We start from the raw sequence: 14,572 nt of genomic DNA on the forward strand, positions 1-14,572 counted from the left end.
AAATATTGTGTTATCTAATATACTTTCCATACATATTTTCTGAGCATTTCATAATACTACATTTGAACAATGAAAACTTTTTAAGGAAGGGAAGAGAGTAGATTGGCAAAACACTCAGATACAAGTTGGAAGCAGGATCATCCAAGTACATTATTTAGTAACTCGGTGCAAAAGGCGGATCGTATGTTAAAGCATGCGAAATCACACCCTGAGGAAATAGCTATCGAGCATGCCTTTGATCAAATCAAACATGCAGAAAATGCACGTCTCAATGCAGAGCAATATGGCGAGCATTTGGATACAGTGCAGCAAAATAAAGAGTATCTAGAGCAAATCAAGCAGCAGCTACATGAAATGAAAGAAAATATGTCTGGACAGTAACAAAGAAAAACGGCTTATGTCCAAGTGGGTGGACTTAAGCCGTTCAAACTTTTTCTTAACACCAAACGATAATCTCATATGGGGTAGTTTGGGCAGGTATACTTCTAGTAGTAGGACCATACATAACAATCAGGTTTCGATTAGCAGGGCTTTTGGTAAAAGGTTGCCCATTTTTAAGTGACATAACGGTTGAAGGGGACAGGTTTAATTGTAATTGCCCATCGCTACTCACCAATTGTTGATTAAAAAAATCTACCTTAACGTTTTGGAAGTTACTTTCTTTTACTACAATTAATGCACGATATTGTGGTGGATAAATCATAGGTACAGGTGCATCCCCATCATAATACCCAGTGACCCATTCACCAACCGTAACCACTTCTTGATTCACAAAATAAGTAGAAGGAGAAATGACAAAGTTGACGACTCCGCCTACACCATCTTCCACACTCATCATTTTATAACAGCCATCTCTGTCCCCATTTTGCCCCACTGGAAAATCACTAATTTGTGTAATAACGCCACGAAAAGATTTAAAATTTACCATAGCCATTCCCTTCTAAAAACATTCTTGTGCCTTCATTTAATTTATGTAGCATTGCAGACTGAGGTGACAGACATAAATAGGTATTACTATTTTGTATGGTCCTCATCTATACTTAAATATGTTTACTATAAAGTTAGAGGAGTGGAATCTATTGAAGTGGATTTCGAAACATAAGAAAGTATTTTTAGCAGTAGCAGTTGTTGTAATGATCATTGCGGGTATACTCGATATCAAATATGAAGGATTATTCTATCATTTATTGCCAACATCCATGCAAAGTTTTTTATCTGATCTATTTTAATAGTGGTTCCATATCAAAATCCTTCAAGAAATACACTCTCGAAGGATTTTATTTAATACATTCGTTATTTATAGGAAGTCGTAGCAATCATATAAAAGCAATTGTCGTGGGATTGCTAGGTTTTGAAGGAAATACATAATAAAGAGGAGAAATGGATGACGTTGGAAAATTGGAGAAAAGCACTCGAAACATTTTTGAAAGATTGGCAGGGCAGAGATGAAGTAATTGGCGCGTTAGTGTGTGGGAGTTACGTTACAGGACATCCTTCCAAACGATCTGATATAGATGTACATATTATTTTATCAAATGATGTGAAATGGCGAGAAAGAGGTAATCAAATAGTTGATGGCTTTTTGATTGAATACTTTGCTAATCCACCCGGTCAAATTCGGCGATATTTCCAAGATGATTTTAATAATCATAGGACAATGTCGATGGTACAATTTCAAACAGGGCAAGTTGTATTTGATTATACTGGAATAATAAATGAATTAAAATTGGAGGCATATGCATGGCAAGAGAAAAATGATGAAACCATTAATAAAACGGTTCTGGAATTAAAAAAATATGGATTATGGGATATGTTAGATAATACAAAAGACTGTTATGAGCAAAAGAGAGGAGACTTCATCTTTGTTTATCATCATGCATTAGCGACTTTGTTTATGGAGTATGGACAGTTTTTAAATGTGGATACGATTCCTACTTATCAAATCCATGCTTATCTTGTAGATCCTATCTACCTGCAAAAGTATATGAAGTCAGCCTTTCCTGATGAGCACTTTAAACAAATGTTTCTGCAAGCAATGAAAGAGAGCAATACTGAACAGATGTTGGGATCATTGGAGGCATTGGTTAGTTATGTGTTAAAACAAATGGGTGGTTTTTGTATAGATGGCTGGTATGTAAAAAGCCCAATAGAAGGTTAATCTGCCTCATTCTGATATGAGACGCGTGTCAGTTTTTATGTTACTATACAGATATAATAATAAATAAGAATATATTTTTTATGAAAATGTCAACCATTTTTAGGCCCGTTATTCCATAAAACTTAAAATATCCTAGTTTTGTGTCTAATAAAAAATGAGTTTTTTGCTTGAATTATGATGATAAAGGCTCGAAAAAAGCTGATAACTCTCATATAAATAGTTGATATTTTATTCTTGAACTAATTGTGATAAACTGCAATAAGGTAATAATTGATACAGAAATGGTGTGCTCCGAGGTTGCTCCATGGCTTACAGTACTTCTAAAGCAGGAGTGCTTACATCCTTTCTGCAAATCTTAACATATAAGGAAGGTAAAAATGAGTAACAGACAAATAAAATCAGATGTTATCTTAATTGGTGCCGGAATCATGAGTGCAACTTTGGGAACAATACTCAAAGAATTAGCACCAGATTGGAAAATTACAGTGTTTGAGAAGCTTGAGAAAGCAGGCGAAGAAAGTTCTCACGAATTGAACAATGCGGGGACTGGACATGCTGCACTATGTGAGCTGAACTACACTTCAGAGAAAAAAGACGGATCAATCGATATCAAAAAAGCGATTAATGTTAATGAACAGTTCCAGGTTTCAAGACAATTTTGGTCTTATCTTGTAAACAATAAGCTGATCAATAATCCACAAGACTTCATTATGCCTTTACCACATATGAGTTTAGTGCAAGGGAAAGAAAATGTTGAGTTTCTTAAAAAACGTCATGAGACAATGATCCAAAATCCTTTATTTGAAGGAATGGAATTTTCAAATGACCCTGAAACACTAAAAAAATGGATTCCACTTATTATGGAAGATCGTCCTGATGGTGAAGACATTGCTGCAACAAAAATTGACACGGGTACAGATGTTAACTTTGGTGCTTTAACACGTATGTTAATTGACCACTTAAAAGCAAATGACGTGGATGTTAACTACAATCATAGTGTTGAAAGTTTAAAACAAGCTAGTGATGGTTCATGGGAAGTACGTGTGCATGATTTAGACGGCTGTAAAATGGAATATCATTCAGCAAAATTTGTCTTCCTTGGAGCTGGTGGAGGAAGCCTAGAATTACTACAAAAATCAGGTATTCCTGAAGGTAAACATATTGGTGGATTCCCAATTAGCGGTTTATTCCTAGCATGTAATAACCAAGAAGTATCTGAACAGCATCATGCAAAAGTATACGGAAAAGCAAAAGTGGGTGCTCCACCAATGTCAGTTCCGCATCTAGATACACGTTATATTGATAATAAGAAGTCGTTACTATTTGGACCATTTGCAGGTTTCTCACCGAAATTCTTAAAAACAGGTTCAAACATGGATTTATTTGCCTCTGTAAAACCGCATAATATTACAACTTTATTAGCGGCAGGCGTTAAAGAAATGGGATTAACAAAATATCTAATCCAACAACTTATGCTTTCAAAAGAGCAACGTATGGAAGAATTACGTGAATTCATTCCAAATGCGAAGAGTGATGATTGGGATATTATCGTAGCAGGTCAACGTGTACAAGTTATTAAAGACACTGAAGCAGGCGGTAAAGGAACACTTCAATTTGGTACAGAGGTTGTAAGTGCAGGCGATGGATCAATTGCAGCTTTACTTGGAGCTTCACCAGGTGCTTCTACAGCTGTACATGTAATGCTAGAAGTTATTAATAAATGTTTCCCTCAACATATTAAAGAGTGGGAAGCAAAAATTAAAGAAATGATTCCTTCCTACGGTTTATCATTAGCAGAACACCCAGAGCTTCTGAAAGAAATTAATGCAACAACAGATGAAGCACTTCGTTTGAAATAAAAATCAATTGTATAGATGTTTAAAAAGCTCTTAATCCATTTGCGATTAGGAGCTTTTTTTATGGTCATCTTTTCCTGGGAAATTTTGAATAAAAAACTCCGTTACTAATATAAATTTTATTGTTTGGTATTCAATTGTACGTATTACGCCCTGTTGTTTAATAGGATATTATTTTCTATACTCTTTATAAACATAGGAAGGGAGCCGTGCAATAGATGATTAAATTAAAAGATATTGGAACATTTCAGGAAATTCCTGAAATTGCCATGCATATTTATACTGGTGAAATAGCTGCATTACAAATTGCAAAGGTAAATGGCTGGGATATTGAAGAAGATATTGTTTTAAGTAAGCACATATCATTAAGTCCCTTAGATCTAGCATTGATTGCTCAAAAGTTGGATGTTGTAAAACTATTAATCGACTATCATGTTAATTTGAATGTTGATCAAAATCCTTCTTTTTTAAGAGCTGTTCGATATTGTAAGGAGAATATAATCCGCTATATCGTTTCACATGGGGCTAAATTAGATGGACATAATCGCGTTGGATCTGGTGCCTACTCGCAGGCCTACTATGGTAATAAGAAGAATATCCCGCTCATTCATGAACTGGGGCTTGATATAAAACAATATGGTGGGGCAGTATTACGTCAGGCTGTATAAAATTATGACAAAAATATGGTTACCTATTTACTTGATCAAGGGGTAGATATTAATTATCAAAAGCCTGATATGGTCTATCCGTATGAGCCTACACCATTAACGATTGCGACACGTATGGGTTATATAGCTATGGTGAGGTATTTAGTTGAGCGGGGGGCAGATATTTCATTAACAGAGAAGGATGGAGAAAGAGCCTACAACATTGCGGTAAGTATAAAAAATATAGAGATAGCTCAATATTTAAAGGCGTTAGAACCTGCTGAGCTTCATCATATAGAAAATAAAAAATATGAATTAAAAAAATATAATTTACCGAGTGAGCTGCTTAATTTTCTGACAGGCGATCAATTACATCTTAAGCTTGCAGTCAATAATTATGAAATTCAATACATCGATTTTTTCAATCTGACGGAAACAATTGAGATGAAGGTTGACGGTCAAAAACTGCTCCGTATTTCAGCTATTATCGATCAGTACTCTGATTTGCAATTAGTATGGAACCCAAAGGGACAGGTAGGTTGTTATGATTTGGAGCATGAGGTATATGCAGATTTAAGTAGTTTTACAGATTTCCGTGCTTGGCCAGAAATGTATCTCATTCAATTTCTTGAAGGGGAACTCTCATAAGACAGTAAAATTTTCTTCGTGCGTTTCCTATTTCATGCTAGGTGGTCAGGTCATACAAAATAAGCTAGTAGAAGAGCGTTAAGGTGCTGTTCCTTTAACGCTCTTCCATATTAATTTCTGATCTTCGAGAAGCAAAAAGCTATAGAATGTTTGACATACCTTGCACAAAAGAACAGTAGTATGGCTACTAGCAATGCTAGAGGGATGCTTAATATAATCGGTAATTCTACACCATACCAAACGTTCATCTTAATTTGATGAAATCCAAAGGTTCTTAAAAAGCCAGCTAATAGGGAAAGAACGCCACTTAACAATAAGCCAGCGTACAATACGGATAATACAACTAGTGCTAATGAGCCAAAAAAAACTTGTAGCCATTTTAGCAATATCACTCTTTTTCCCTCCGTATAATGTGCTGCACTTTTGCGTTGGAAGCAATCGTATAGTCATCTGAATAGTACAGTGTTCCGATATGACAATTTTCTCCAACTGTAACAACTTCACCTTCCACTATTTTTGCCTTGGTATAGGCTAGTTTCAAGTGTTTGCCTCTAATAGTATGGCAACTTAATGTTTTCTTCAAAAATGAAAGTAGTGTGACCCTATCCTTTTCCACCAAAATATGTTCAGCGGATAATAGGTCAATTTCACTCTCTCCTGACAATTTTAAGTGAAAATGCTCAGCTTTTATTTCTGCAGCTTTTACAATTCCAATAGCATCGAGCTTCTCGCACTGCAATTTCTCTTCAGCTACCAATTTTCCAGAGCTATTGATCTTTTGAATATGACCACTACGCATTTTTATGTTACCCGCATTCATTAGCTCTTCCATTTCGCAATAATCCTTTAAAGTACAAGAACCTGTACTAGTAAAGGATTGGACGATAACAGGGAAATAAAAGGAACTATGGCCATGAGTAGATACTTTTTTTAGACGTACTTCTTGTTGGATGGCTACAGCTCCTCGGATATTTAATTGCTCATAATCAGCATCCAGATTTTTAATACGACCATTTGTTAGTGTAAGTGTACGAAGGTTTTGAAACATAAAAAATCACCTCATTATAATTTAATTAATATATATTTTAATTATTAAAATATATATTAATTAAATTATATGCAACTTCCATTTGTCAAGAACCAACCAATAAAAAAAGGATTTCAAGTTTATTGAAATCCTAAAAGATTTTATTCATGAGCTTGTTTACTTCGCTTAAAATAGTGGCCATGTCTATCAGTTTGTCTTGGGAAAATTTTAAAAAGATTTCTTGGACCTTTTCATCACCAGTACTTGTTAAAACCATTTTGACCACACGACGATCATTATTTTCTCTTATCCGTTGTATGAGCGCTAGTTTTTCCAGTTTATCGCACATAGAGGTTACAGCTCCAGGTGTCACACTAAAGAAATCTGCAATTTCTGTCGCTTTCATACCGTTATTTATTTTAAGTTGTAGAAGTAGGATGAGCTGGTTTTGCGATAACGCTTCTCCTTCAGATAAAAGGTCTACAAACATTTTCGATTTTTGTTGTATTTCTAGCATTTCCTTCATAATGATTTCTACATTAAGTAGACTGTCAGCCATATAATCACGTCCGTTAAAATATTTAATAATTGAATTATATAGCAAGTGAATATATCTTTCCAAGAATACAATACCTCTAAAGAAATAAGCATTTATTGTTTAAAAGTTGCGTGCATCCATTCAAAGAATTTTTCCTTTTCTTCGAATTGTGGATAGTGTGCAGATTGCTCGTAAGCTATAAATTCTTTTTTCTCTGCGCTAATTTGGTCGAAGTAATTTTTGGCTGCTCGTGAGGATGTTTGATAATCATAGTTGCCCATTAAAAAATAGAAGGGTAAATCAAGCTTTTGGACCTTTGCTGGTAGGGGGTGCTGCATGACTTCTTTTAATAAAGCTTCTTGAGACAAGGATAGGCCATAGTTATAACGGATAATATCTAATAAATTATATTCTTTGCTGAACAGCATCCCTAGCATATGACCATCAGGATTAGCAATTAACTGGGTAGCACCACCATATTTATTGACGTAATTTCGAGGTGTAAACTTTGCACCAGCCTTAATTTCATCAGCTAACTGTTGTAAATGTAAAACATCTTCTTTGTTACCTTGCAGTTGAGCCTGATGGATAGTGAAATTTAAACTATCAATCTCACTTTCGATTGTATTGCTCATTTGTCCTATCCCAATATAAGCTTCATATTTTTCAGGGGCATTAGCGGCTGCTTGTGTAGCAATATATGTGCCATAGGAATGACCAATTAAGATGACTTTTTCTTTGTCTAGTCGTTTGGCTATATAATCTGTCAGTGCTAATAAATCCTCCACAAGCAAATCTGAAGAGAGATTAGAATAGTCCTCGAAAAAATGATAGGATTTCCCACTAGCTCGCTGATCATAATGGACCACAGTAAACTCAGTTTCTAGTAAATCTTGATATTTTTCTGCATAGGGTATTTCAGAGCAACCAGGTCCGCCATGAACAAAAATAATGACAGGGTTTTCTTTGTCATGACCACGGATCATCATTTCATGACCAGTGCCATTTATTTCGACTTGCTCTAAAACGCTAATGCTGTTAGAGCCTTTTATGGAGGAAGTCCACGTTGGGAAGAGAAGCATCAATACGAGTAAAAGTACAATGACTATAACAAAATATTTAATAAAATGAATATATGTCTTCATCGTATTCCTTCCTTACATGCGTTTTGCGAATGACTCTTGATACATTCTTCTTTTATACACATAAAAATACATACTCAGAGGCCACCAAAGCGTAACAAAAATAGGGTAGAATGCCCATATAACTCCTGGGGAAGAAACAATATTGACGATGATAAAAAAGATACTTATTAATAATGTAGCAGTGACGGAGAAAGCTACAAATGTTTTTCGTTGAGCATGGTATAAAGCTAGGGGCCACCACAGAACTAAAAAGGCAGGATAGATTGCCCAAGGGTATTGAGGTGATAAAATGATGTTTACTAAAGCATAATAAATAATCGTAGAAGCACAGCCGATCAGTGCGATTTTTAGCGTTTTTGCTTTTTCATCTAAATACATCAGAATTGGCCACCAGAGAATAGGGTAAATGGCGTAAATGAACCATAGATGATCTGGTGTGTAAATATAGTTTTCTATAATAAGAAACGCGATAATCATCGTACTACAAATAATTGAGTATTGTTTATACATTCTTTTATACATACAGATGATCGTAATTGGCCAAAGCAATAGCAGTAAGCAAGGATAGATAAACCACATTGTTTGGGGCGATGTCGTGAAATTGACGATACCTAAAAAAATCATTGTCATGATGCTCCCAGTTAGTGAGAAGTTAATAAAATTCTTCATGTTTATTCACCCCATCTCTTACGAGACCATACAAAGTACATAGACAATGGCCACCAAAGAATGGCGAAGATTGGATAGATTGCCCAAATTGTTTGTGGTGTGTAATAAAGATTAATAAATATAAAGAATGCAATAATTAAGCCACTACCCCAAAGAGAGAATTCTAAATTTAATTTAGCCATATTTTTCTTAGCAGGCACCTTAACGCCCAGTTCCTTTTTTAAATCTTCTATGTCTCCAAACTCCACAATTGCTTTATTGATGGCATCCTCTTGTTCCTTTCCTTGGTCCATCAAATAAAATACTTTCTCTTCAAGATTTTCAATAATTTCTTGTTTAACCATTTCCGTTTCATTGTTGTGAGGAATATCCTTAAACAGCTCATCAATATGGTTTTTTATTCTCTTCATTCGACGCCCTCCATAAATAAATCAATAATTTCTTTTACTTCCGACCATTCTTTCACTAACTCATTTAAATACGCCTTTCCCAATGAGGTAATGCGGTAATACTTTCTTTTGCCACCATGTGAAACATCTCCATAATAGGCTTCAATAATTTCTTTTTTCTCAAGACGTTGAAAAACAGCATACAAAGTTGCTTCTTTAATCTGAAATCGATTATTTGTACGGAGACTTATTTCCTGAGAAATTTCATAGCCATAGCGGTCTTTTTCTGAAATGAGCCGTAAAATAATCGAATCCAAGTGTCCTCGGATAATATCACTGCGAACCATAAGTCACCTACTTCATTTTATTGCTCTATCTGTCAGAGTAATATTAGCAAACATTACTCTGCCTGTCAAAGTAATTTATTTTCTTTTTTTAGAGCACGAAAAAAGAACTCCATTCGCTGCCTAGCGAGTGGAGTGATCGATCATAGTGTTCTACATATATAATCCTGCAAGAAAGATTCCCTTAGCTTCCTCATAAATATCATCAAATTGACTTATCGGTAGAGGGTTTGTGCCACTTCCTAATTCAACGGTAAAACCTGGCCTACGCCAATCTTGGATAAACCAATCTTTATAGCCTGCATAGCTCCCAGCAGATTGTATGGCTTCATAGCCACTCACTCGACTAAACTCATTCACAAGCACCTCTGATTCAGGTGGTTCAAGATTTTCAAAGCCCCAATAAATAACGCGGCCCTGTGTATGAAAGGCTAGTACTCTAGCAAAATCACGCTGCTTGGTCAAATCTGCCATCGCTATGGCCTCAGGCTCAGACAAAGGTCTTTCTCCGCCATAATCTCTAGGCCCAGGAGTTTTCGGGTTACGGGCGCTTTCTAAATCCCATTCGGCAGGAAACTGGTCATTTAAATCGACACCATGGATATTTGCTTTCCAGCCAGAAAAATCAGAGCTACCATTATTCCATGAGATGAGTTGATTGTTTAATGATTCATCATTTGGCGGGCCTTGTATGACTAAATTGACGCCATCAGGATTCACCATTGGCACTACGGATAGGGTCGTTTGCTGATAAAGAGGGAATAAAGAAAGTCCATTCATATTATTTTGGTTCGTGAGAGCGAGCAAATAGTCACTTAAAAATGTTAGAATAATAGGTGTAGTAATCCATTCATTTGCATGGAAGGAGCCATTATAGTGAACACGTTTAGCTCCATGACCAATTAATAGCTCGGGTAATTCCTTCCCTAACACAGAGCTACCAATGATAGAATTGCGAAGAAATGGATAGGCGTTAACGAGCCTTTGAATATCATTCATCATGATGTTGTACGTATAATTTTGCTTACCATCAATTAAGCGCCATGTTATGCGTTGAGGTATGTGAATCATCTGGCCAATTTGTAATTGACTTGGATTAACACCCGGGTTTACGAGTAATAACGCAACAAGTGTGAGATTATACCTTTGTGCAATTTGCCAAAGAGAATCCCCTTGTTTTACTTGATAGTCAATGATCACAAATCCAGGAATACGAACGCGTTGCCCGACTCTTAAAAATTGAGGATTTATATTGGGATTGGAATCTAAAATGAGTGGAAGAGGTATTTTAAACACTTCACTGAAATGCCAAAGGGAATCTCCTGGCCTTACGAATATGTCCACATGCATTCTCTCCTTAGTTAAAAATGGTTCAATATAAAATGTATATGTGAGAAACTAAGACTTATTAATGCGCAGGCTGCAAAATTTCTTTATAGGAAAGTTTAAGTTAAAATTCTAGTCACATTTATAACAAAAATAGAATTCAAGAAAGGTAAAGGTAGGAAAACCAAATGTTAAATAATTTTAAATTGGGTATACGCTCCAAAATTACATTAGGTTATATCATCATTATTCTTTGCTTACTTGCATCAGTGATCATCCTAAATAATCAAATTACTTCTTTGCAAAAGGAAAGGAATTTTATTATTAAGTACGACTCTAATGTGAAAACATTAACCAATGATATTGAAAAATATATATTGGATATGGAATCAAGTCAGCGAGCGTTTATTATTACGGGTGAGCCTAGTTATCTGGAGCCGTATGATAATGGAGCGGAAAACTGGAAAATAGATTTTAATGATCTTTATCAGCAAATGAAAGACAAACCAACCCAGCAGGAAAAATTAAAAGAGATAGAGGAAACGATCGAGCATTGGATTGAAACAACAGGTGGGCCAACTATTCAATATAAAAAGGACGGGAATACAAAAGCATTAACGGAATTTTTTAAAGTGGATAATGGACGCCAAGACATGGAGAAGATGCGCAAATTATTCGATGCATTTCGCGCAACTGAAAATACTTACACACAAGCAAAGGCTGCTCAGTTAGACAAACAAAATAGTCAATTAACTAGTGGTCTATTTGGGATTTTAATTTTTGTTTCTGTAATTGCTATTGTCATAGCAAGTGGAATTTCTCGTTCCATTGTAAAAACTATAACAGAGGTCACACAAACGATTCAGGAAATGGCTGCTACGAAGGGCGATTTCAAAAGAAGAATACATGTTAAGACAAATGATGAAATTAATGAGCTCGCCGATGCGACCAATCTATTATTGGAATCAGTTGAGAAGAGAGAATGGTTACAAACGAATATTGCTGATATTGTAACAAAATATCAAGGTATTTCAGCTATTACGAAATTGGCTGAAACTTTTCTATCAGAAATGGCACAGAAAACACAGGCATCTCTTGGAGCGTTCTATGTTCGGGAAGAGGCAGGGGAACAAGTACTATTTATGAAAAAGGCTGCTTTTGCTGACGGAGATGATCGTGTCGGTATGGAGAGCTTTAAGGTAGGACAAGGTTTAATTGGTCAATGTGCATTAGAAAAAAGAGTGTTATTTTATGATAATATTCCGCAGGATTATCGTTTAATTAGAACAGGGCTAGGTGAAATAAGACCACAGCATATTTTATTGATTCCTGTTATTTTTGAAAATGAAGTCATAGCTGTTGTTGAGTTAGCTACAATGACTAAATTTAATGCATTACAGCAGGAGCTAGTGAAGCAGGTTACTGAAACCTTTGGCTTAACCGTCAACGGTGTATTAGGGCGTATGGAAATTGTTCGATTATTGAATGAATCAAGAGCAATGACCGAGGAGTTACAAGTTCAATCAGAAGAACTTCAAACACAATCTGAGGAATTACAAATGCAGACAGAAGAGCTAACGATGATTAACGAGCAGCTTGAAGAGCGAACGAAAGAGGCAGAGTCCAAATCACGCGAGCTAGAGAAGGCGAAGCAGGAATTAGAGGAAAGTGCAGAACAGCTTATACTTAATTCTAATTATAAATCGGAGTTTTTAGCGAATATGTCACATGAACTTAGAACGCCTTTAAATAGCATATTAATTTTGTCAGAGATGCTCGCAGAAAATAACCATGACCACTTAACAGATGAGGAAGCTGAATTTGCGAAGGTAATCCATTCATCAGGTGAGGATTTGCTTGCATTGATTAATGATATTTTAGATTTATCAAAAGTGGAGGCAGGAAAGCTAGATATCATTTTTAATGAAGTAAATGTGAGCGAAGTACCTGTTCAAATTGAGCATACTTTTGCACCTGTCGCAAGGAAGAAAAATATAGATTTCCATATTTCAAAGGCAGATAATGTTGTCGATGTATTCTATACAGATGAAAAGAGATTCCAGCAAATCGTAAAGAACTTATTATCAAATGCCTTTAAGTTTACGGAACATGGATCTGTAACTTTAGCCATTAATCAGCTTGCACAGAGCCAGCTTACAAGCAATATGCAAGATATTAGCGCTGATTGGCTAGAAATTACTGTTTCAGATACCGGTATAGGAATTCCAAAAGACAAGCATCAATTGATCTTTGAATCATTCCAGCAAGCAGATGGGGCTACTGTTCGAAAATATGGTGGAACAGGACTGGGCCTTTCAATTTGTAAGGAATTTGCGAAACTACTAGGTGGTTGGATTACACTGCAAAGTGAAGAGGGACAAGGTAGTAGCTTTACGTTAACGATTCCAAGCTTACCAAATGGGGTTGAAGAAGATCATTGCGATAAGCTTGCTGCTTTAAATGAGGTAGCTGTAACAATGGAGGAAGAGGCACCTAGAGAAGAGCCGGTGCAGGATAATAGGGAAGCTTTCAAACATGAGGTAGAGGTTTTTCAAGGAAAAAATATTTTAATCGTCGACGATGATAACCGTAATATTTATGCCTTAAAAACGGCACTTGAAACAAGGGGTATGAACATTTTAGTGGCTAAAGATGGACTGGAATGTTTAGAGGTTTTGCAAGCTCATCATGAGATTGATTTAGTGCTTATGGATATTATGATGCCGAATATGGATGGTTATGAAGCGATGACTATTATTCGCCAACAAATGAAGCGGACAGATCTACCGATTATCGCCCTGACGGCGAAGGCTATGAAGAATGACCGTGATAAATCATTGCAAGCGGGTGCATCTGATTATATTAGTAAACCTTTAAATTTAGATCAATTAATATCCGTTTTAAGAGTATGGTTAGTTTCTAAAGGGAGTTTATAAAGATGGAACATTTTGAGCCATTGGAGCAAAATATACAATTGAATAAGCAAACAAATTTAGAAATTGATTTGTTATTAGAGGCTATTTATCGTTTATCAGGGTATGATTTTCGGCAATATAACCGTTCTTCCATTTCACGTCGAATTTTTAATAGAATGAGAATAAATAGCATTCCAACCATTTCTCGTGTTCAGGAAAAGGTTATTCACGATCAGGAATTTTTAGAGCAGCTGTTAAATGATTTTTCAATCAATGTCACGGAAATGTTCCGTAACCCAAGTTTTTTCAAGGCATTTCGTGAAAAAGTGATCCCAGCCTTACGAGAATACCAAGAAATCCGGATTTGGCATGCTGGCTGCGCAACTGGTGAGGAAGTTTACTCTATGGCCATCTTGCTTCAAGAGGAAGGGCTTATAGACAAGGCTGTCATTTATGCAACAGATATGAATGAGCAAGTATTAGAAAAGGCGAAGAAGGGTGTCTTTCCTATTCATAAAATGCAGGCATATACGAAAAACTATATGCTTGCAGGGGGAGCCCATGCTTTTTCGGAATACTATAAGACGGATTATCAATATGCTTATTTCCATCCAACATTATTGAAGAATATTATTTTTGCCCAGCATAACCTAGTGACAGATCAATCATTTAATGAATTTCATGTTGTCCTATGTAGAAATGTCCTTATTTATTTCTCACCTCAGCTGCAAAGTCAGGTCCATCATTTGTTTTATGAAAGCCTAAGCGACAATGGGTTTTTATGTTTAGGCGATAAGGAAACATTGCGCTTTGAAGAGGTTATTTCGAATTATAGGGAAGTTGTTGGGAATGAAAGAATTTATCAAAAAATAGAGTAAAGAGAAAGAGGCTACCTTGTGATGGAGGTAGC

At 35.9% G+C, this 14,572-nt stretch carries 15 protein-coding genes and 1 pseudogene; 7 read left to right on the top strand and 9 right to left on the bottom strand.

The window, feature by feature from the left end:
- Positions 1-102: 102 nt before the first annotated feature.
- Positions 103-381, top strand: a complete 279-nt coding sequence (locus AC07YC_RS15775) for a hypothetical protein (RefSeq protein ID WP_025115736.1) — start codon at positions 103-105, stop codon at positions 379-381.
- Positions 382-436: 55 nt separating this feature from the next.
- On the opposite strand, the gene AC07YC_RS15780 is transcribed toward AC07YC_RS15775, so the two are convergent.
- Positions 437-928 (bottom strand): hypothetical protein, encoded by a 492-nt coding sequence (locus AC07YC_RS15780; protein ID WP_494919850.1) that lies wholly within the window; start codon positions 926-928, stop codon positions 437-439.
- 151 nt (positions 929-1,079) lie between these two features.
- On the opposite strand from AC07YC_RS15780, the gene AC07YC_RS15785 reads away from it, so the two are divergent.
- The 4 genes and pseudogenes from AC07YC_RS15785 to AC07YC_RS15800 all read left to right on the top strand — a co-directional run bounded on the left by AC07YC_RS15785 (position 1,080) and on the right by AC07YC_RS15800 (position 5,309).
- On the top strand, positions 1,080-1,229 hold the full coding sequence (locus AC07YC_RS15785; RefSeq protein WP_494919851.1) for a hypothetical protein: 150 nt from the start codon (positions 1,080-1,082) through the stop codon (positions 1,227-1,229).
- A gap of 155 nt (positions 1,230-1,384) precedes the next feature.
- Positions 1,385-2,158 (top strand): nucleotidyltransferase domain-containing protein, encoded by a 774-nt coding sequence (locus AC07YC_RS15790; protein WP_494919852.1) that lies wholly within the window; start codon positions 1,385-1,387, stop codon positions 2,156-2,158.
- A 377-nt stretch (positions 2,159-2,535) separates the two neighbouring features.
- Complete coding sequence (gene mqo, locus AC07YC_RS15795; protein WP_036121800.1) at positions 2,536-4,017, top strand: malate dehydrogenase (quinone); 1,482 nt, start codon at positions 2,536-2,538, stop codon at positions 4,015-4,017.
- A gap of 215 nt (positions 4,018-4,232) precedes the next feature.
- Positions 4,233-5,309 (top strand): annotated as a pseudogene (locus AC07YC_RS15800) (ankyrin repeat domain-containing protein).
- 110 nt (positions 5,310-5,419) lie between these two features.
- Here AC07YC_RS15800 and AC07YC_RS15805 read toward each other — a convergent pair.
- The 8 genes from AC07YC_RS15805 to AC07YC_RS15840 all read right to left on the bottom strand — a co-directional run bounded on the left by AC07YC_RS15805 (position 5,420) and on the right by AC07YC_RS15840 (position 10,765).
- The gene (locus tag AC07YC_RS15805; protein ID WP_336636296.1) at positions 5,420-5,701 is read right to left on the bottom strand and encodes a hypothetical protein; all 282 of its coding nucleotides are present in this window, start codon (positions 5,699-5,701) and stop codon (positions 5,420-5,422) included.
- The gene (locus AC07YC_RS15810; RefSeq protein WP_336636297.1) at positions 5,698-6,357 is read right to left on the bottom strand and encodes a hypothetical protein; all 660 of its coding nucleotides are present in this window, start codon (positions 6,355-6,357) and stop codon (positions 5,698-5,700) included. Before AC07YC_RS15810 ends, AC07YC_RS15805 begins: the two co-directional genes overlap by 4 nt.
- A 130-nt stretch (positions 6,358-6,487) precedes the next feature.
- A complete protein-coding gene (locus AC07YC_RS15815) occupies positions 6,488-6,895 on the bottom strand; it encodes a MarR family transcriptional regulator (RefSeq protein WP_036121788.1) in 408 nt (135 codons plus the stop codon).
- Between the two features lie 92 nt (positions 6,896-6,987).
- The gene (locus AC07YC_RS15820) at positions 6,988-8,019 is read right to left on the bottom strand and encodes an alpha/beta hydrolase (RefSeq protein ID WP_494919853.1); all 1,032 of its coding nucleotides are present in this window, start codon (positions 8,017-8,019) and stop codon (positions 6,988-6,990) included.
- Between the two features lie 12 nt (positions 8,020-8,031).
- Positions 8,032-8,688, bottom strand: a complete 657-nt coding sequence (locus AC07YC_RS15825) for a hypothetical protein (RefSeq protein WP_336636299.1) — start codon at positions 8,686-8,688, stop codon at positions 8,032-8,034.
- A gap of 2 nt (positions 8,689-8,690) precedes the next feature.
- Entirely contained in the window at positions 8,691-9,098 is a 408-nt protein-coding gene (locus AC07YC_RS15830) for a permease prefix domain 1-containing protein (RefSeq protein WP_008177870.1), read from the bottom strand.
- Positions 9,095-9,424 (bottom strand): PadR family transcriptional regulator, encoded by a 330-nt coding sequence (locus AC07YC_RS15835; RefSeq protein ID WP_008177869.1) that lies wholly within the window; start codon positions 9,422-9,424, stop codon positions 9,095-9,097. The genes AC07YC_RS15830 and AC07YC_RS15835 overlap by 4 nt, the downstream gene beginning before the upstream one ends.
- Before the next feature lie 150 nt (positions 9,425-9,574).
- Positions 9,575-10,765 carry a M14 family metallopeptidase gene (locus AC07YC_RS15840; RefSeq protein WP_494919854.1) on the bottom strand — a complete coding sequence of 397 codons (1,191 nt, stop codon included), beginning with the start codon at positions 10,763-10,765 and terminating at the stop codon, positions 9,575-9,577.
- 170 nt (positions 10,766-10,935) lie between these two features.
- Between AC07YC_RS15840 and AC07YC_RS15845 the strand changes: the two genes are divergently transcribed.
- Positions 10,936-13,683: an ATP-binding protein gene (locus tag AC07YC_RS15845; RefSeq protein WP_494919855.1), complete on the top strand. Its 2,748-nt coding sequence runs from the start codon at positions 10,936-10,938 to the stop codon at positions 13,681-13,683.
- A gap of 2 nt (positions 13,684-13,685) precedes the next feature.
- Positions 13,686-14,540 carry a CheR family methyltransferase gene (locus AC07YC_RS15850; RefSeq protein ID WP_336636302.1) on the top strand — a complete coding sequence of 285 codons (855 nt, stop codon included), beginning with the start codon at positions 13,686-13,688 and terminating at the stop codon, positions 14,538-14,540.
- Positions 14,541-14,572 lie beyond the last annotated feature (32 nt).

The sequence above is a fragment of the Lysinibacillus sp. GW247-5R2A genome, assembly GCF_059424475.1.

What these genes read in the sequence shown, in the direction of transcription:
- AC07YC_RS15850 (WP_336636302.1), top strand. Translation starts at nt 13,686, where the DNA reads ATGGAACATTTTGAGCCATTGGAGCAAAATATACAATTGAATAAGCAA.
- AC07YC_RS15815 (WP_036121788.1), bottom strand. Translation starts at nt 6,895, where the DNA reads ATGGCTGACAGTCTACTTAATGTAGAAATCATTATGAAGGAAATGCTA.
- AC07YC_RS15825 (WP_336636299.1), bottom strand. Translation starts at nt 8,688, where the DNA reads ATGAAGAATTTTATTAACTTCTCACTAACTGGGAGCATCATGACAATG.
- AC07YC_RS15820 (WP_494919853.1), bottom strand. Translation starts at nt 8,019, where the DNA reads ATGAAGACATATATTCATTTTATTAAATATTTTGTTATAGTCATTGTA.
- AC07YC_RS15835 (WP_008177869.1), bottom strand. Translation starts at nt 9,424, where the DNA reads ATGGTTCGCAGTGATATTATCCGAGGACACTTGGATTCGATTATTTTA.
- AC07YC_RS15845 (WP_494919855.1), top strand. Translation starts at nt 10,936, where the DNA reads ATGTTAAATAATTTTAAATTGGGTATACGCTCCAAAATTACATTAGGT.
- mqo (WP_036121800.1), top strand. Translation starts at nt 2,536, where the DNA reads ATGAGTAACAGACAAATAAAATCAGATGTTATCTTAATTGGTGCCGGA.
- AC07YC_RS15810 (WP_336636297.1), bottom strand. Translation starts at nt 6,357, where the DNA reads ATGTTTCAAAACCTTCGTACACTTACACTAACAAATGGTCGTATTAAA.
- AC07YC_RS15830 (WP_008177870.1), bottom strand. Translation starts at nt 9,098, where the DNA reads ATGAAGAGAATAAAAAACCATATTGATGAGCTGTTTAAGGATATTCCT.
- AC07YC_RS15790 (WP_494919852.1), top strand. Translation starts at nt 1,385, where the DNA reads ATGACGTTGGAAAATTGGAGAAAAGCACTCGAAACATTTTTGAAAGAT.
- AC07YC_RS15780 (WP_494919850.1), bottom strand. Translation starts at nt 928, where the DNA reads ATGGTAAATTTTAAATCTTTTCGTGGCGTTATTACACAAATTAGTGAT.